Source organism: Parapedobacter deserti, assembly GCF_042646065.1.
GTDB lineage: Bacteria > Bacteroidota > Bacteroidia > Sphingobacteriales > Sphingobacteriaceae > Parapedobacter > Parapedobacter deserti.
Window position 1 is genome coordinate 116289 of sequence record NZ_JBHRTA010000030.1, and the last position, 18636, is coordinate 134924.

Genomic DNA, 18636 nt, shown 5'->3' on the forward strand with positions numbered 1-18636 from the left:
GTCACAGAAAGTCATAGCTATAATATGCTTTATCCAGGTGGCAAAAAGAGAGTAATTATTACCAACGTATCTCCAAAGGTTGAAGAAGGTAGATTCCCCGCTAAGGCCGTTGTCGAACAAGACGTAATCATCGCAGCAGATATTTTTAGCGATGGACATGATGCCATCGCAGCCAGCGCATACATAAGAACTGCCGGCGAACGGCAGTGGGCCGAGTTGCCAATGCGGTTTGTGATCAATGATTATTGGCAAGCCGTCTTCAGGGCAACGCAAAAGGGGATGCATGAGTTTCGGGTCACTGCCTGGGTCGACCACTACACGACCTGGAAGAAAGGCGTGAAAAAAAAGTATGATGCCGGACAGGATGTACGGGTTGAGCTGCAGATCGGGGCCGAGCTGTTAAGGGATGCCGCGTCTAAGAACAAAGGCGAAGCGGACCGGTTAAATGCCTGGGCAGCTCAACTACTGGAGTTTACAGATCCAGGCCAGGGCGTGCTTCTGGCACTTAGCAATGATGTTGCGGCAGTAATGTACTGGCATCGCGACCGCGATACCATAACCGAATACCCTGTTACGTATCGCGTGGAGGTTGAGCGCAAGAAAGCGGGCTTTAGCACGTGGTACGAGTTGTTTCCTCGGTCCGCGTCTCCCGACGTCTCCCGACACGGGACCTTCCGGGATGTGGCTAAGTTATTACCCCGCATTGCTCGGATGGGGTTTGATGTGCTGTATTTCCCGCCCATACACCCCATCGGCGAGGTAAACCGAAAGGGGAAGAACAATTCACTGACCGCGAATCCTGGCGACCCCGGCTCGCCATGGGCAATAGGGAATCGGCTGGGGGGTCACAAAGCCATTCACCCCGAATTGGGCAGCTTGGCTGATTTCAAAGAGCTGATAAAAGCGGCTGGTGACCATGATATTGAAATCGCGATGGACATTGCCTATCAATGCGCACCTGACCACCCCTATGTGAAACAACACCCGCAATGGTTTACCTGGCGGCCGGACGGAACGGTGCAATATGCTGAAAACCCGCCAAAGAAATATGAAGACATATTGCCTTTCAATTTTGAGACCGACGATTGGGAAAACCTATGGAAGGAACTGAAGAGTGTGGTAGATTATTGGATAGATGCGGGTATACGAGTGTTTAGAATCGACAACCCCCACACCAAAGCGTTTGCTTTCTGGGAGTGGATGATCCGTGAGGTCAGAGAGCAATACCCCGATGTCATTTTTCTGGCAGAGGCCTTTACCCGCCCGCGTGTTATGGAGCGGTTGGCTAAGGCCGGCTTCAATCAATCGTATACCTATTTTACCTGGCGCAACACCAAGCATGAGATCGAACAATACATGACCGAACTGACGGGTACGGAAATGCGGCACTATTTCCGGCCCAACTTCTGGCCGAATACTCCGGACATCTTGCCGCCGATATTGACGCACGGTGGTGAAAATGCGCACATCATGCGCGTGGTCCTGGCTGCCACGCTTTCTTCGAATTACGGGCTTTACGGCCCCGTTTACGAATTCGGGATAAACACCCCGCACGGCGCTAAAGAGGAGTATTTGGATAATGAGAAATACGAAATCAAACATTGGGAATGGGATCAGTACACGCGTATAGGTGACATCATCACGCGGTTAAACCGCATACGGAGGGAAAATGCGGCATTGCAGTCAACGTGGAATATTCAGTTTGCGCAAACCAGTAACGACCAGATTACCTGTTATGTTAAAATAGATGCAGATGCGGATAACCAGCTGATTATTGTGGTAAACCTGGATGTGTACCATACGCAGGCCGCGCATGTAACCCTTCCTGTCGGCATGTTAGGCATCGGCCATCACGAGCCTTACATGGTGGTCGACTTATTAGGCGGCGGAAAATATCGCTGGGTCGGCGATATCAATTATGTAGAGCTGAATCCCTATCAGATGCCAGCGCATATCTTTAAAGTAGTAAAGCTGCAACAGCATGAGCAATAGCAACAAACTGGACGATAAATTACACTGGTATAAAGATGCCATTATCTATGAGCTTCACATCAAAGCTTTTCGCGATGGGAACGGCGATGGTATAGGGGACTTTGACGGGTTAATGGAAAAGCTCGACTACTTGCAGGACCTGGGTGTGACAGCAATCTGGTTGCTGCCCTTTTACCCATCGCCCTTGCGTGACGATGGCTACGACATTGCCGATTACTACACCATCAACCCATCATACGGAGACATTAAGCAGTTTAAGCGGTTTTTAAACGCGGCACACAAAAGGGGGCTTAAGGTGATTACCGAGCTGGTCATTAACCATACCTCTGATCAGCATCCCTGGTTTCAGCGGGCCCGAAGCGCACCTAGGGGATCAGACGAACGTAACTACTATGTATGGACCGATGATCCTCACCAATTCAAAGATGCGCGAATTATCTTCCAGGATTTCGAAACGTCTAACTGGACATGGGACCCGGTGGCACAGCAATATTATTGGCACCGGTTTTTCTTTCACCAGCCTGATCTGAATTACGACAGTCCGTTGGTTCAACAGGAAATAATCAAAATCCTGGATTATTGGTGCAAAATGGGAGTAGACGGTTTCAGGCTGGATGCCGTTCCGTACCTCTTCGAACGCGACGGTACCAATTGCGAAAACCTGCCCGAGACCCATGCCTTCCTGAAGAAGCTGCGAAAGCATGTTGATGAGCGTTACCCCGGAACGTTGCTGCTTGCTGAAGCCAATATGTGGCCGGAGGATTCAGCTGCTTATTTCGGAAATGGCGATGAATGTCAGATGAACTATCACTTTCCGGTGATGCCCCGCATGTTCATGGCCCTCCAAATGGAGGACAAATATCCGATTACCGATATTTTTGATCAGACGCCGGAAATTCCGGAAACCTGCCAATGGGCCATTTTCCTGCGCAATCATGACGAGTTGACGTTGGAAATGGTCACTGACGAGGAGCGTGATTACATGTATAAAGTTTATGTGAAGGACCCGAAAGCACGTATCAATCTTGGTATCAGACACCGATTGGCGCCGTTGCTCGACAACAACGGGAAGAAAATTGAACTACTCAATACGCTTCTGTTTTCGCTACCCGGAACACCCGTTATTTATTATGGCGATGAGATTGGCATGGGCGACAACTTTTACCTTGGAGACCGGGACGGGGTGCGCACACCGATGCAATGGCACTCGGGTCGTAACGCCGGCTTCTCAGAAGCCAACCCGCATCGCCTCTATCTTCCCTTGATCCTGGACCCTCAGTTTCACTACGAGTCGGTAAATGTAGAATTGCAATCGTACAACACCTCGTCACTGTTATGGTGGATGAAAAGAGCAATAAGCACACGGAAAAGGTATAAAGCGTTTAGCCGGGGGGATCTGAAGTTCGTGGAAAGCGAAAACGCAAAGGTGCTCGCTTTCACACGCACGTATGAAAGCCAGACGATGTTGGTCATCACCAACCTCTCCCGTTTCTCCCAGCCTGTTGAGCTGCAGTTAGGCGACTACAAGGGATATGTACCGGTAGAAATAGCCAGCCGTAACCGATTCCCTGTGATTCGGGACGATGTTCCGTACTTCGTGACTTTAGGCGCTTATGGAAGCCAGTTGTTTGTGCTAGAAAAAGTTCACCCGGAGATGGAAAATGAAGACCGCCTGCATACCTTTAGGCTGGAGAGATGGAGAGACTTGCTAAACAGGGCCGTGGTAGACGAGCTTGAAAACGAGGTGTTGCCAGATTATTTGATGCGCTTGCGCTGGTTTGGCGGAAAGAGCCGGGGATTGGAAAGTGTTCGCGTTGTAGACTACGCGAATGTACCGATAGACGAGGTTAGCACCTACATTTTGTTAGTGGAAGTTAGCTACCGTGATGGCCTGCCTGACCTGTATCAGTTGCCCGTCGCGTTCGCGAAAAGCCAGCTTGCTTACAAACTAAACACAAACTGTCCACAATCAGTCATCGCCTATGTCGTGCTGAACGGCGATGAAGGCATTTTGTACGACGCTATATACGGCTTACCCTTTCAACAGGGCATCATAAAAAACATGGCGGGGAGCCATAGTGTACCGCAGCCCGGCGGGGAAGTTCAATTTTCGGGCAGCCCTGCACTGAAGGAGTATGTCCGCGATAACCCTGAAATCAAACCAAGAGTGCTTTCGGGCGAGCAGAGCAACACCTCGCTGACGTATGATGGTAAGTTTTACCTGAAAATATACCGGAAGGTAGACCGGGCAATCAACCCCGATGTTGAGTTGACCAAGTTTTTGAGTCAGAAAGCCGGGTTTAAGAACATTCCCGGATACATCGGTTTGGTAACATGGAAATTCGGGAAAGAGGCCATGGTGTTGGGAATGATGCAGGAGATGGTGACAGGTGCCAGTGATGGCTGGGAATATATGCTCGATCGGCTTAATGACTATAATGAAGCACTTCTTTCTGATGCAAACGCCTCCGAACCGGGTGAGCTGATAGGTAGCCTGACTTCACCTGCAGCTTATGAAGAACTTCCCGAAGTATTGCAGCAGAAGCTGGAAGCAACGGTTGCCGAGCTTGTAGGCCTTTTGGGTGTGCGAACGGCCGAAATGCATCAAGCATTGGCTTCTGAACACAACGATCCTGCGTTTAGGCCGGAGGCATATTCGTTGCATTATCAGCGTTCCATTTTTTCCTCGTTGCAGTCCATGGTCCGGGCTGCTTTCCAAAGCCTGAGCCGAAACTTCGAAAAGCTGCCGCATGATGTACGAAAGGTGGCAAAGGAAGTGCTTGGTATGAAGGATGAGATTCTCGGCATCCTGAAACGGATTTACAGCCATAAGATTGATGTCACCAGAATACGCATCCACGGAGATTATCATTTAGGTCAAACGTTATACGCAGGCAACGACTTTTTTATCCTTGATTTTGAGGGCGAGCCTGCCCGAAGTTACAGCGAAAGGCGGTTGAAGTACTCGCCGATGCGCGATGTGGCAGGTATGATACGGTCATTTCATTATGCGGCATACGGAAGTCTGCTTCTTGATAATCAAATCAGACCTGAAGATGTAGATAAATTGATACCGCATATCGAGCAATGGTACCACTATATGTCCGGCTTCTTCATCAAAGCATATCTGGAGCGAGTGCAAGGTGCATCTTTTGTCCCTCGGGAAAGCGGCGATCTGGACATCCTGTTGCAGACTTTTATTCTGCAAAAAGCCATTTATGAGCTCAATTACGAACTTAATAATCGGCCTGGCTGGGTATTGGTTCCGTTGAGGGGCATTCAATCAATAGTGATGAAAAACAGGCTTGAAAAGGTCTAATAGGACGTAAAAATGGAAATAATGGTCGATTTACCTGAGCAGACGCATGGATCATCCGGTTGGTTTTCGCTGTTTTCTGACTTTGATATCGCGCTGTTCAAAGCAGGCAAGCACTACCAACTGTACAATAAGCTGGGCGCACATCAGGTCGAGCATCTGGGAGAAGCAGGGACATACTTTGCCGTTTGGGCACCGAATGCAGCATATGTGTCCGTCGTTGGCGACTTCAATGGATGGGACAGGCACAGTCATCCCATGCAAGTCAGGTGGGATGGTTCCGGCATATGGGAAATATTCTTAGCAGGTGTCGGCCTCGGACAATGTTATAAATATTTCATCAGGTCAAATAACGGATACCAAGTTGAAAAAGGCGATCCCTACGCCTATCAATGGGAGACGCCGCCGCAGACAGCTACAAAAACGGCAATGATCGACCACACATGGTCCGATGAAAACTGGATGGAGAGCCGGCGGACGTTGAATGCGTTGGAACAGCCGTTGTCCATATACGAGGTGCATGTCGGATCCTGGCGGAGGGTGGAAGACGCCGGGACGAGGTACATGACCTACCGGGAAATGGCCGTTGAACTTGTAGCCTATTGCAACGAGATGAAATTTACCCATGTAGAGTTCATGCCCATTATGGAACACCCATTTTTCGGCTCGTGGGGCTATCAGATAACCGGATACTTTGCGCCATCGAGCCGTTATGGTTCAGCACAGGATTTTATGTACCTCGTCGACCAACTCCATCAAGCAGGTGTTGGCGTGATCCTGGATTGGGTACCTTCTCATTTTCCAACGGATGAGCACGGGTTGGGCTATTTCGACGGGACCCACCTTTATGAGTATGCAGATCCGCGAAAAGGTTTTCACCCAGACTGGCAAAGCCTTATTTTTGACTATGGCCGAAATGAGGTCCGGGCCTTTTTAATATCAAACGCCCTGTATTGGCTGGATAAGTACCACATTGACGCGCTTCGAGTGGATGCGGTGGCGTCAATGCTTTACCTTGACTATTCACGTAGCGAAGGTGAATGGATTCCCAATCAATACGGAGGACGGGAAAACCTGGAGGCGATCAGTTTCTTAAAGGAGCTAAACGACGCCGTACACCACCATCATCCCGGAGTGATGACTATTGCAGAGGAATCAACGGCGTGGCCAGGTGTCACCCAGTCCACGGGCGGCGGTGGTTTGGGCTTTGATCTGAAATGGATGATGGGCTGGATGCACGACACGCTGGATTATTTTCAAAAGGACCCGCTTTACCGCAGTCACCACCAAAATCAATTGACGTTTAGTTTGGCCTATGCCTTTGCCGAGAAGTTTGTGCTTCCGTTGTCGCACGATGAGGTAGTTTACGGCAAGTACTCCCTAATCAACAAAATGCCCGGTGATACCTGGCAACAATTTGCCAACCTGCGGCTGCTCTACGGCTATATGTTTGGTCATCCAGGAGCAAAGATGATCTTCATGGGTGGTGAGTTTGCCCAGCGGCATGAATGGCGGCACGACTTTAGCCTAGATTGGCACGAATGCGATGACCCGGACCATCGGGGCCTGCAACGGTGGGTGCAGCAGCTGAATTCGTTTTATCAGGCGCAGCCCGCACTTTTTGAACAAAATTACTCGCCGGAAGGTTTTGAGTGGATAGATATCAATGATCACGTGAACTGTGTGATCTCGTGGATACGAAAAGGGCATCATAATGATGGAAATCTGATATTTGTGGCTAATTTTACGCCGGCAGTGAGAGAAAATTATCGCATAGGGGTGCCGGCTATGGGGAAATATATTGAATTGCTGAATTCGGATAGTCTGACCTATGGCGGGAGTGGCGTATCGAATACCGGCGAATTGGAAACATATCCCATTCCAGTGGCGGGAAAAAGCCACTCGTTGATTTTGACATTACCGCCATTGGCCATCATAGTTCTAAAGCTCCATGCCCAGGAAAGCGACCTGCCGCCCATTGATTAGCCTTTAGTTTTCGTGACAGGGGCTGGCTTTTCCGTTGGTGGTGGATTGGCATGTCAATAAAACGGAGATTAAGATGGATATAATTAAACTTATACAGCTGCGACACGCAACACTTGGCAGGCGGATAGCGCTCGTTGATGAGCCGATGGTCACGCTACTAGACAGTTCCGTCACGTCCAGTTATGACTTTGTGACGGAAGCGCTAGCTAGCGAAACAGCCATCCACGATTTTCTGATGGCACGTTTATCTGCGGAGTCCATGGCTTATGACCCGATTTACAACGGTGAATCTCCCTGGCAACTGCTTCCCGCGTTTGATCATCCAACAAATCCGTTCGCCTGCTTGGTGTCCGGGACAGGGCTTACCCATCACTCCAGCGCCAAAAGCCGGCAGCTGATGCACCTTAAAAATGTCGGCAACCTCACGGATAGTATGAAAATGTACCAGTGGGGGGTGGAGGGAGGCAATCCGCCTCTGGGAAGCATCGGCGTTCAACCGGAGTGGTTTTACAAAGGCAATGGATATATCCTAAAGGCTCATGGTGAGCCATTGGAAGTTCCGCCATATGCCGACGATGGTGGCGAAGAAGCAGAGCTAGCAGGCATTTACCTGGTCGACCAAGCCGGAACACCCGTGCGCATCGGATTCTGCAATGGCAACGAATTTTCGGACCACCTAATGGAGAGCAAAAACTACCTATATTTAGCTCCGTCAAAAATGCGCGAATGTGCCATTGGTCCGGAGCTTGTAATGGGGCTTGATTTCAATGAGTTTCGGGGGGAGGTAAGCGTTGTCCGCCAAGAAGAGATGATGTGGCGGAAACCTGTTAAAAGCGGCAGCGCCCATATGGCACATTCGCTTGCCAACCTCGAATATCATCATTTTAAATACCCCACCCATCGGATACCCGGTCAGGTGCATGTTCATTTTTATGGTGCGGATGCTTTTAGTTATGGAGAGCAGGTACGGCTAGCTGAGGGCGATAAGATGATTATCCATTGGGAAAAATTAGGAAGGCCGTTGATCAATACCATGAAGAGCGGTGCCAAAGTCGACGAATTGGTCGCGTTGAAGCAAATTTGCTGACATTGAGTGACCACTTCCCCTATCCCGAAATCGCATCGATGATATCGTATTGAGTGATGATGGCAATGTGGCCGTACTCATCTTCCACCAATACCGCTTGGTTGTCTTTATGAATGAGTGCCGATATTTTGTCTATAGAAGTTTGGAGGTCGACAAAAGGGAAGGGGGCGGTACATATTTCTGCGACCTTCGCCGATTTCAATGTGGGGTCTTCCAATAAGGCATGCAGGATGTCGGCTTCTGTGACTTTGCCAATCACCATCTCTTGCTGGGTCACGGGTATCTGTGATATATTGAGCGTTTTCATGATGCTGAACGTTTCCATCACAGACTGCTCCACATCTGCCGTGACGATGGGTACATCGCCGCGTTTCCTGAGGATCGCTTGTGCCGTTAGTTTCTCGTCGTTAAGAAAGCCACGCTCCCGGAGCCAGTCATCATTGTACATCTTGGCCATGTAGCGCGATCCATGGTCGTGCAGGATAACCACCACGACCGCGTCGTCGTGAAGCCTATCCTTAAGCTGTAAAAGTCCAGCGATGGCAGCTCCTGCGGAGTTGCCCGCAAAAATTCCTTCTTTACGGGCGATTTCACGGGTCATAAGAGCCGCATCCTTGTCGGTCACCTTTTCGAACAAATCAATGACGCTGAAATCCACATTTTTCGGCAAAAAGTCTTCGCCGATACCCTCTGTGATGTAGGGATGGATTTCGCTCTTGTCGAAAATTCCGGTCTCCTTGTACTTTTTGAAAACGGATCCGTAGGAATCAATGCCCCATACCTGTATCCCCGGGTTCTTTTCCTTGAGGTACCTGCCGGCACCGCTGATGGTACCACCGGTACCGACGCCCACAACGAGGTGGGTCACTCTGCCCTCGGTCTGCTCCCAAATTTCCGGCCCCGTTTGTTCGTAGTGCGCTTGCGTATTTGAAAGATTGTCGTATTGGTTAGCCTTCCATGAGTTGGGGATTTCCCGCGCCAACCGGCTCGATACAGCGTAGTACGACCGGGGATCTTCCGGATCAACGTTGGTAGGGCACACGATTACCTGTGCGCCGAATGCACGCAGAGCATCGATTTTTTCTTTCGATTGCTTGTCCGTTGTGGTGAAAATGCACTTATATCCTTTGATCACGGCTGCAATCGCCAACCCCATCCCCGTGTTGCCGGAAGTGCCCTCAATAATGGTTCCCCCTGGCTTGAGAAGGCCCGCCTTTTCGGCGTCCTCAACCATCTTTACGGCCATGCGGTCCTTAATGGAGTTGCCGGGATTGGTAGTTTCGACTTTTACTAAAATCGTACCCCTCACATCCTGGGTGATGTTGTTGAGCTTCACTAACGGCGTGTTGCCGATAGTTTCCAGTATGTTGTTATACCACATAGCACTACCCTCTAAAATTTCAGGTGCTTCACTGTCAACCCATTGTTGATGAGTTGCTTGAGTGAATCGATGCCGACTTTGAGGTGTGTTTCCACAAAATTGGCGGTCACACTGGAGTCGCTTTCCACTGTTTTCACCCCTTCCGGAATCATGGGCTGGTCCGAGACGAGCAACAGGGCACCCGTCGGAATTTTATTCGCAAAACCAACGGAAAATATGGTGGCGGTTTCCATATCGACCAGCATGGCCCGGATGCTTTTCAAGTATTTTTTAAACTCACGGTCGTGCTCCCATACCCGACGGTTGGTGGTGTACACCGTTCCGGTCCAGTAGTCCAGTGCGTGGTCGCGTATTGTCGTGGAAATTGCCTTTTGAAGCGCAAAAGCCGGCAACGCCGGGACCTCCGGCGGAAAGTAATCGTTTGATGTCCCTTCGCCGCGGATTGCAGCGATGGGAAGTACAAGGTCGCCGATCTTGTTTTTTTTCTTCAGCCCGCCGGCTTTGCCGAGAAATAGCACGGCTTTGGGGCTTATTGCAGACAGTAGGTCCATGGCCGTCGCGGCCATGGGGCTGCCCATGCCGAAATTGATGATGGTGATGCCCTGTGCAGTGACGCTTTGCATGGGTTTGTCGAGACCCATGATCGGGGCATTATCATGCATTTCGGAAAACAGCTTGACGTAGTGGGAAAAGTTGGTTAGCAGTATGTAATCCCCGAATCCGCTCAGTGGGCGGCCGGTATACCTCGGAAGCCAATTCCTGACGATTTCCGGCTTGGACTTCAATCCGGGTTCAATCGGACTCTGAACGGGTTTCGCTGGTTTCTGCTTAGCCATCTACTACGCTGCTTTCAACTTCTGTAAATCAGATTTTTCAAACTTATGTTTGGCATATTCGAGCGATATGTAGAGCTCTTTTTGTTCGTTTTTACTGCCCTTGGTTGAGGGAACTTCGAACATGGCATCAAGCAAGATGGCCTCGCAGATAGAACGCAGTCCGCGTGCCCCGAGTTTAAACTCGTCCGCCTTGTCGACGATGAACTTGAATACATCGGTTTCGAACTTAAGTTCTACGCCCTCATAGTCAAACAGTTTCTTATACTGCTTAACCAACGCATTTCTAGGTTCGGTAAGGATGCTCAGCAACGTTTCTTTGTCCAACGGATTGAGGTAGGTGAGCACCGGCAATCTACCGATCAACTCGGGAATGAGCCCGAAATTTTTCAGATCCTGCGGTGTGATGTATTTATACAGGTTGTTAAGATCGATATCCGTATCCTCTTTGTTGACCTTGTATCCGATCGTTTGCGTGCGCAGGCGGTTGGCGATTTTTTTCTGAATGCCATCGAATGCCCCCCCACAGATAAACAGGATGTTATTGGTGTTTACCGCAATCATTTTCTGGTCGGGGTGCTTACGGCCTCCTTGTGGCGGCACGTTGACTATGGTCCCTTCCAAAATCTTCAGCAGCGCCTGTTGTACGCCTTCACCCGATACATCCCGGGTGATGGAGGGATTATCGCTTTTACGGGCTATTTTGTCGATCTCATCAATGTAGATGATGCCCCTTTCTGCCGCGGCAACGTCATAGTCTGCCGCTTGCAGCAGGCGGGTAAGAATACTTTCGACATCTTCACCCACATAGCCCGCCTCCGTAAGTACGGTAGCATCGCATATGCAGAACGGCACGTTTAGAATCCTTGCGATGGTCTTGGCCAGCAGGGTTTTTCCGGTGCCGGTTTCGCCCACCATGATGATGTTCGACTTCTCAATTTCGATTTCGTCCTTTTCCACCTTCTGATTGAGCCGTTTGTAATGGTTATATACCGATACGGCCATCACCTTCTTGGCATCATCCTGCCCGATAACATATTGGTCGAGATGCTCTTTAATCTCGATGGGTCTGATCAGCTTCAGTGTAGTCTGCAGTGCCTTGCTTTTGCGGAGGTTCATCTCCTCAGCCAGTATCTCGCCGGCTTGGGTGATGCAGCGGTCACAGATATGCGCGCCATCGCCCGCGATAAGCATGAGCGCATCTTGTTTTCTAATGCCGCAAAATGAGCAGTTCACTTCCTTCATATTTTTTGCCATTTTATTTTTCCTTTTTGGCGGTCAGTACTTCGTCTACCATGCCATGCTCTTTCGCTTCGGATGACGTCATCCAGAAATCACGATCAGAGGCTTTTTCTACCCATTCATAAGGTTTCCCCGAATGGCTAGCGATAATTTCGTATAGCTCTTTCTTCAGTTTCAACATTTCACGGAGGTTGATTTCCATATCCGTAGCCACGCCCTGAGCACCTCCGGAGGGCTGGTGAATCATCACCCGCGAGTGGTTCAATGCCGCACGCTTTCCCTTGGCGCCGGCGCAAAGGAGCACTGCGCCCATAGAAGCCGCCATTCCGGTACATATGGTAGCCACATCGGGGGTGATATACTGCATGGTATCGTAGATGCCCAATCCAGCATACACGCTGCCACCCGGGGAGTTAATATAAATCTGGATGTCACGTTGCGCATCGGCCGATTGCAGGAACAGCAGCTGCGCTTGTATAATGTTGGCTACCTGGTCGCTCACCGCATCGCCGAGAAAGATGATTCGATCCATCATCAGCCGGGAGAAGACGTCCATCTGCGCGACGTTCAATTGCCGCTCTTCGATGATATACGGGGTGAGGGATGTAGGAATCTTGCGCTCTGCGCGCGATATGAAACCATCTACATGGTGGCTGCCGATCCGATGGTGTTTAATTGCATATTTCCGGAATTCGTTTTTATCTATACTCATGGTTTTTATCTATTAATTTGCTAATATATGTGATTTCGTTTAAATGTTGAAAAGCAGAATGTATTATCTCTGTCATTTCCGGTCGACAAACATCGAGCCACTGGGTGTCCATCAGGCGGTAGACTGCCAAAATGCCGTATACATTCGCCAGCCTGTCTGTATTTTCAGGTTGGGTTCAATGCGTATAATCGGGCAGGTCTGGTAAAAACTCAAAGGTGCCGAAATCAAAATGAATGCGGCAATAAAAATGTTGCATTCCGTTGCTTACCAATAAAAACGGAATGCGGTATACGGTATTATAGCGAGCTACCTGCTCAAACGCAGCTTGGGTGATCTTCACAGTCGGCGCCTTGAATTCGGCCAACAGTATCTTGTTTCCTGATGTGTCATAGATAACCAGGTCGCTTCTCCTGCGCATATCATTAACCGTAAGGCCGCCCTCTATTTTAATCAGGGAACGGGGGTACTTTTTCACGTGGATCAGGTGCTGCACCCAATGCTGGCGCACCCATTCCTCAGGGGTCAGCACCAACCGTTTTTTGCGCAGTTCATCAAAAATAAACAATTTAGCTCCCTCCCGTTGGATTTTGGCGGAATACGTAGGCAAATTGAGCGGAATGGGAGTAAACATATTGCAAACTTAGGCAACTTACCGGTAAATGACAAGCTGGAGATATCCCATCCGCCATTGAAAACTTCCCTTTGCGGATGACAACATAATGCTTAATTTGGCAACGCGAAAAGAAGGGACGTAGACGCCGTGATGTGACGGATTATTCGTTATCTGGGCTGTGATCCGTATGTTCCGTGCTCAATTGCTGTTAAGTTAGATGGATGCAAGTAAAATTATTGCCGATATAAAAGGAGGGAAGCTACAGCCAGTGTATCTGCTGCACGGCGAGGAGCCGTACTACATTGATCTGGTGAGCTACTGTATTGAGCACCAGGTGTTAGACGAGGCGCAGAAAGGGTTTGACCAAACGGTGTTGTATGGCAAGGACACCGATATTGTTACGATTGTGAATGCGGCCAAGCGCTATCCGATGATGAGCGATCATCAGGTTATCATTGTCAAGGAAGCCCAGAACCTAAAGTGGAAAGATGACGATCTCCTGCTTGCGTACCTGGAAAACCCCATGAAAAGCACCGTGCTGGTGCTCGCGCATAAGCACGGCAAGTTTGACAAGCGCAAGAAGCTTTATAAAGTGGCTCAGAAGGCAGGCGTAGTGCTTGAGTCGGCTAAATTGTATGACGACAAGGTGGCGCCATGGATCACTGCTTTTGTGAAAGACAGGGGGTGGAATATCCACCCGCAAGCGGCGGCGATGATGGCCGATTACCTCGGCGCTGATCTGTCCAAAGTAGTGAACGAGCTGGAGAAGCTTATGCTCAACGTACCACCCGGACAGGAAATATCGGCGGTGGAAATCGAGCGTAATATTGGTATTAGCAAGGATTTCAACGTATTCGAGCTCAATACCGCACTGGCAAAACGTGATGCGGCTAGGGCGTTCCAGATCGTAGCTTATTTCGCAGCCAATCCGCGCAGTAATCCCATACAGGTAATACTGGGAGCTATGGCGGGCTACTTCATTAAGATATTGAAGTACCACTACCTTACCGATAAGTCGCCGCAGGCCGTGGCGAGAGAGCTGGGCGTCCACCCGTTTTTTACAAAGGAGTACGACCAGGCTGCCCGCAGCTACAACCGCCGTAAAACCTTCGACATCGTGGCCGACCTCCGAGCATATGACCTCAAGTCGAAAGGGCTGAATGCCACGAATGTGGAGTCAGGCGACCTGCTCAAAGAATTGGTTTATAAAATCCTTAACTGATCACTATGTTTAGCTTTTTTCCCCGAGTTAAGTTTTCGCGCCGTTGCCTGACCTGCATTGTCACTACGGCCTTCGTCTGTTGTTTGATGCAAGCCAACGCTCAGCGGAGGGGTACATATACCGCGTTGCAGGCGGGCGGCATTTTCGGGCTGGCCAGCACGGGCATACAAGATCCGATGTCCGGTTATCAGTTTCAGTTTTCATTCGGCCGCAACTTTTACGACCGGATGTACCTCGGGCTGGGAATCAGCAATGATGTGTACCGGGGCAAGTCTACGCTGGCCGACGGTAGTCGGTCTACGCGCCGGGTAAATACATTACCTGTTTTCGCAGACTTCAAAGCCCCGTTTGCGCGGTTGTCACCCCTGGGTACGCTTGGCACGATGGTCAATGCCGGGTACGCGCCCAGTATCGGCAACGACTATTTCAAGGGGTTTGTCGGCAAGGCAGGTATCACCTATGGACACCTGCTTGTAGAAGGATCTGACCTGTTGTTCAGTGCAGGGTATAGCTTCCAGCAATTCGATTCGCGTTTTGCCAGCAACCCGTTCAGCCAGCATAACGTTTTCATCACTATAGGGCTGTTTGTACATTAACGGATATCGGGATGGCGAAGCAATACGTATGGCAGGGACTTTATTATCGTACAATGGAATACCTTTCCGTAGAGCAGCTTGCTTCTGGTTGGTGGATGCATGGCAAAATCGTTGGCGAAACCTCCGGAAAACCGATGAACATGCGATACAACATCTCGACGGATGCGGATTGGGTCACACAACAGGTGTCCGTTTGGGTCGATGGCGATCCCGTAGTTGAGTTGACCGTTCCGAACAAGGATTTCGGTGAATGTAAGGACGTGGACATCTCAATGACACCATTTACCAACACACTGACCATCAACCGAACAAAATTAACAGTCGGTGAAGTTACCGAAAACACGGTGCTGTATATCGATGTTGAAAATCGCCTCCGAAAACCAGTACGCCAACGGTATTCACGCGTGGATGCCGATTGGTACCGTTATGAAAACCTGGAGAGTGGCTTTGTGTCGATGATCAAAACCGATGCGGATGGCATTGTTATCCACTATCCCGGTATATTCGAGCGGGTATATCCAGCCAGCTGATGCCAAAACAGCCCGCGTCGCGGCTCAAAGCATGCAATTAAACCGTCTTCACGCATACATCGCTTCGCGTTGCTCCTTTACGGCCTCACTGTTGATGTAATCGTCATAGCTCATTAGCTTGTCGATAACGCCGTTTGGTGTGAGCTCGATGATGCGGTTGGCCACAGTCTGCGTAAGCTCGTGGTCACGCGAGGTGAAGAGGATGTTGCCCCGGAAGTCTTTCATGCCATTGTTGAGCGCCGTGATTGATTCAAGGTCGAGGTGGTTGGTAGGCTCGTCAAACAGCAACGTATTGGCCTGCTGCAGCATCATCCGTGAAAACATGCAGCGCATTTTTTCGCCGCCTGACAGTACGGAGCATTTTTTGAGCACTTCCTCTCCGGAAAACAGCATCTTGCCTAGGAATCCGCGGATAAACTGTTCATCCTTGTCCGTTGCGGAATACTCGCGCAACCAGTCAATGAGGTTTTCGTCCTTGCCATCGAAATACGAGCTGTTGTCCATCGGAATATCTGCGACGCTGATGGTAACCCCCCATTTGAAACTACCTTCGTAGTCTGTTTCGCGCCCGGTCATGATGTCATAAAACGCTGTAGTAGCTAAGCTGTTCTGCGAGAGCACGGCGATTTTGTCGCCCTTATTCACCATGAAACTGACATCCTTGAATAGCACTTCGCCGTTTAGGTCCTTGCCCAGCTTTTCCACCTGCAAGATTTGGTCGCCGGCCTCCCGTGCCATCGTGTTAAACATAATGGCGGGGTATTTCCGGTTGGACGGTTTGATATCTTCGAAATTGATTTTTTCAAGCGCCTTTTTACGGCTGGTGGCCTGCTTGGATTTGGAAGCATTGGCGCTGAACCGGCGGATGAATTCCTGTAGCTCCTTGACCTTGTCTTCCATTTTTTTATTCTGTTCGGCGCGCTGTTTCAGGGCAAGCTGGCTGGATTCATACCAGAACGTATAATTGCCGGTATAGATGGTCATCTTGCTGAAGTCGATATCAACCACATGTGTACAGACCGAGTCCAGGAAGTGCCTATCATGCGATACCACCAACACAATGGCTTCGTAACCGGCCAGAAAATCCTCCAGCCAGGCAATGGTATTGATGTCGAGGTCGTTGGTGGGCTCGTCCAGCAGCAGGATGTCCGGATTGCCGAACAGTGCTTGTGCAAGCAGAACCCGTACTTTCTGGTTTCCGTCCAGTTCCTTGACCAGTTTATAATGCAGGCCTTCATCTATGCCCAGGTTGCTGAGCAGTGTTGCGGCATCGCTCTCGGCATTCCAGCCGTCCATCTCCGCAAATTTTGCCTCCAGCTCGCCGGCACGCTCGCCGTCTGCATCAGAAAAGTCTTCCTTAGCGTATACGGCATCTTTTTCCTTCATGATGTCATAAAGCTCCTTGTGGCCCATCATGACCGTTTCGATAACCGAAAATTCGTCAAAGGCATAGTGGTCTTGTTTCAATACGGCCATCCGTTCACCAGGCGTAAAGCTTACCGAACCGGTGGTGGGATCCACATCGCCGGAAATGATTTTCAGAAAAGTGGATTTCCCTGCTCCGTTGGCACCGATGATGCCGTAGCAATTGCCTTGAGTGAATTTAAGGTTGACGTCTTCAAACAACACACGCTTACCATAGCGCAACGAAAGATTGGATACATTAATCATAAATGCAAAGGTACGGTTATTATATGAGGTACGGAATACAGAGGACGAGATAGGGGCACCCAAAGCCGGCTATCGCGAAATCAATTCCGTGCTTAATACAGTGTTCTCAAACTCATACACAGGATAATGGCTTTCGATGAGTTGGATAAGCATTTCCATGGCTACACGGCCCATTTCGAAGGCGGGTTGCCGGATGCACGTAAAGCCCGGCTGCAGGAGATCAAGTACATCCGAATTGGAAAAGCCTGCAACGGAGAGGTGCTCGTCTTCAGGGGCCAGTTTGTTGAAAGCGCTCAGGCAGCCCATGCTCAGGCGGTCGCTGGCTACAAAAATAGCATCGGGTTTTTCATCAAGGCTAAGGAAATAGCGTACAGCATCCTCGACCTCCTGTTGCACCCGGCCGCCGTGATGACAATAGCGGACGAGCGATTCGTCTAATGGAATGCCATGTTGCTTCAACGCAGTCTTATAGCCGTCCAGCCGTTCGGCGGTAATGGAAAGGTGCGGAGCGTTAGCCAGATGGGCGATTTTTCGAAAGCCACGGTCAATCAGTGATTGGGTACCCATACGGGCGCCCTCGCGATTGTTTGAGGTAACCGTGTGTGTCTCGAACGAGTCAATGATGCGATCAAAGAATACAATGGGCAAGCCATGTCCATGCAGGTTGGCGATATGCGAGAAATCCTTTGTTTCGGCCGACATCGAAATGAGCAAGCCGTCGACCGCCCGGTTAGCCAGGTGCTGGATGTTGACCACCTCACGCTCATAGGAGTCATGGCTCTGCGATATGATCACATGATAGCCTTTGCCGTAAGCTACCGATTCGATGCCGTCGATGGCCTGAGAAAAAAAACTATTGGCCACTTCGCAAACCACCACGCCGATGGAATAGCTGCGCCCATGGCGCAAGCTGGAAGCCATAGGGTTGCGACGGTAATTGTGCTTCTCGGCGTATTCGATGATACGCTTTTTGGTTTCCTCGTTGATCTCGTAACTGTCGCTCAATGCCCGCGAAACCGTTGATGGGGACAGTTCAAGCGCTTGCGCGATGTCTTTTATGGTGATGGGTTTGAACACGGTTTAAACTTAGTTTATACAAAACTAAGAAAAATCATCGGGTTCCGCAATCGATACCGGTATCGATTGCGTAGATTCCGTTAATTGCCAAATTTTATACTTATCATGCTTATAATGTATGATTTATGCTATTTTATAAGCTGTCCGGTCAGGACGCAGCAGGATGCCAAAACTCGATTCTACTAATAATATTGCATGAGCTGACCAAGCAAAAAGTGAGTTATAAACCAAATTTGATAATTCGTTATGTTTAGTTTCTATTTACAAACGCTCTTCATTTTTCGAGTAACCACGTGTCCATATTTCTGTTGACGATTGCCGGCGGAAGGTATTATGGCCGGTTTATGAGCGCTGATGAATTGAATAGGCTTGAAGCAA

The 18636-nt window shown here is 49.7% G+C and carries 14 protein-coding genes; 7 read left to right on the forward strand and 7 right to left on the reverse strand.

The annotated features are described in order from the left end of the window. Window positions 1-24 precede the first annotated feature (24 nt). The 4 genes from ACFOET_RS09385 (at window position 25) to araD1 (ending at window position 8381) form a co-directional block, all read left to right on the forward strand. Window positions 25-1992, forward strand: a complete 1968-nt coding sequence (locus ACFOET_RS09385; protein WP_379021900.1) for an alpha-1,4-glucan--maltose-1-phosphate maltosyltransferase — start codon at window positions 25-27, stop codon at window positions 1990-1992. Beyond that, window positions 1982-5311 carry a maltose alpha-D-glucosyltransferase gene (gene treS / locus ACFOET_RS09390; RefSeq protein WP_379021902.1) on the forward strand — a complete coding sequence of 1110 codons (3330 nt, stop codon included), beginning with the start codon at window positions 1982-1984 and terminating at the stop codon, window positions 5309-5311. Before ACFOET_RS09385 ends, treS begins: the two co-directional genes overlap by 11 nt. A 12-nt stretch (window positions 5312-5323) precedes the next feature. Further along, complete coding sequence (gene glgB, locus ACFOET_RS09395; RefSeq protein ID WP_379021904.1) at window positions 5324-7294, forward strand: 1,4-alpha-glucan branching protein GlgB; 1971 nt, start codon at window positions 5324-5326, stop codon at window positions 7292-7294. 73 nt (window positions 7295-7367) lie between these two features. Then, window positions 7368-8381 (forward strand): AraD1 family protein, encoded by a 1014-nt coding sequence (araD1, locus tag ACFOET_RS09400; protein WP_379021906.1) that lies wholly within the window; start codon window positions 7368-7370, stop codon window positions 8379-8381. A gap of 19 nt (window positions 8382-8400) precedes the next feature. Here araD1 and ACFOET_RS09405 read toward each other — a convergent pair whose 3' ends face one another. The 5 genes from ACFOET_RS09405 to ACFOET_RS09425 form a co-directional block, all read right to left on the reverse strand. Next, the gene (locus ACFOET_RS09405) at window positions 8401-9762 is read right to left on the reverse strand and encodes a pyridoxal-phosphate dependent enzyme (RefSeq protein ID WP_379021908.1); all 1362 of its coding nucleotides are present in this window, start codon (window positions 9760-9762) and stop codon (window positions 8401-8403) included. Window positions 9763-9773: 11 nt separating this feature from the next. Beyond that, entirely contained in the window at window positions 9774-10598 is an 825-nt protein-coding gene (locus tag ACFOET_RS09410; RefSeq protein WP_379021910.1) for an AMP nucleosidase, read from the reverse strand. A 3-nt stretch (window positions 10599-10601) separates the two neighbouring features. Next, entirely contained in the window at window positions 10602-11852 is a 1251-nt protein-coding gene (gene clpX, locus ACFOET_RS09415) for an ATP-dependent Clp protease ATP-binding subunit ClpX (protein WP_379021912.1), read from the reverse strand. Window position 11853: 1 nt separating this feature from the next. Continuing rightward, on the reverse strand, window positions 11854-12549 hold the full coding sequence (locus tag ACFOET_RS09420) for an ATP-dependent Clp protease proteolytic subunit (protein ID WP_379021914.1): 696 nt from the start codon (window positions 12547-12549) through the stop codon (window positions 11854-11856). A gap of 175 nt (window positions 12550-12724) precedes the next feature. Next, window positions 12725-13180, reverse strand: coding sequence for a type I restriction enzyme HsdR N-terminal domain-containing protein (locus ACFOET_RS09425; protein WP_379021916.1), 456 nt, complete (start codon window positions 13178-13180; stop codon window positions 12725-12727). Between the two features lie 199 nt (window positions 13181-13379). On the opposite strand from ACFOET_RS09425, the gene holA reads away from it, so the two are divergent. From holA to ACFOET_RS09440, 3 genes are all read left to right on the forward strand, one after another. After that, window positions 13380-14384: a DNA polymerase III subunit delta gene (holA, locus tag ACFOET_RS09430; RefSeq protein ID WP_379021918.1), complete on the forward strand. Its 1005-nt coding sequence runs from the start codon at window positions 13380-13382 to the stop codon at window positions 14382-14384. A gap of 86 nt (window positions 14385-14470) precedes the next feature. Next, the gene (locus ACFOET_RS09435) at window positions 14471-14980 is read left to right on the forward strand and encodes a hypothetical protein (RefSeq protein WP_379021920.1); all 510 of its coding nucleotides are present in this window, start codon (window positions 14471-14473) and stop codon (window positions 14978-14980) included. An 11-nt stretch (window positions 14981-14991) separates the two neighbouring features. Continuing rightward, entirely contained in the window at window positions 14992-15510 is a 519-nt protein-coding gene (locus tag ACFOET_RS09440) for a putative glycolipid-binding domain-containing protein (RefSeq protein ID WP_379021922.1), read from the forward strand. 48 nt (window positions 15511-15558) lie between these two features. Here ACFOET_RS09440 and ACFOET_RS09445 read toward each other — a convergent pair whose 3' ends face one another. Next, window positions 15559-17181, reverse strand: coding sequence for an ABC-F family ATP-binding cassette domain-containing protein (locus tag ACFOET_RS09445; RefSeq protein ID WP_379021924.1), 1623 nt, complete (start codon window positions 17179-17181; stop codon window positions 15559-15561). A gap of 69 nt (window positions 17182-17250) precedes the next feature. Continuing rightward, a complete protein-coding gene (locus tag ACFOET_RS09450; RefSeq protein WP_379021926.1) occupies window positions 17251-18258 on the reverse strand; it encodes a LacI family DNA-binding transcriptional regulator in 1008 nt (335 codons plus the stop codon). Between the last annotated feature and the right edge of the window lie 378 nt (window positions 18259-18636).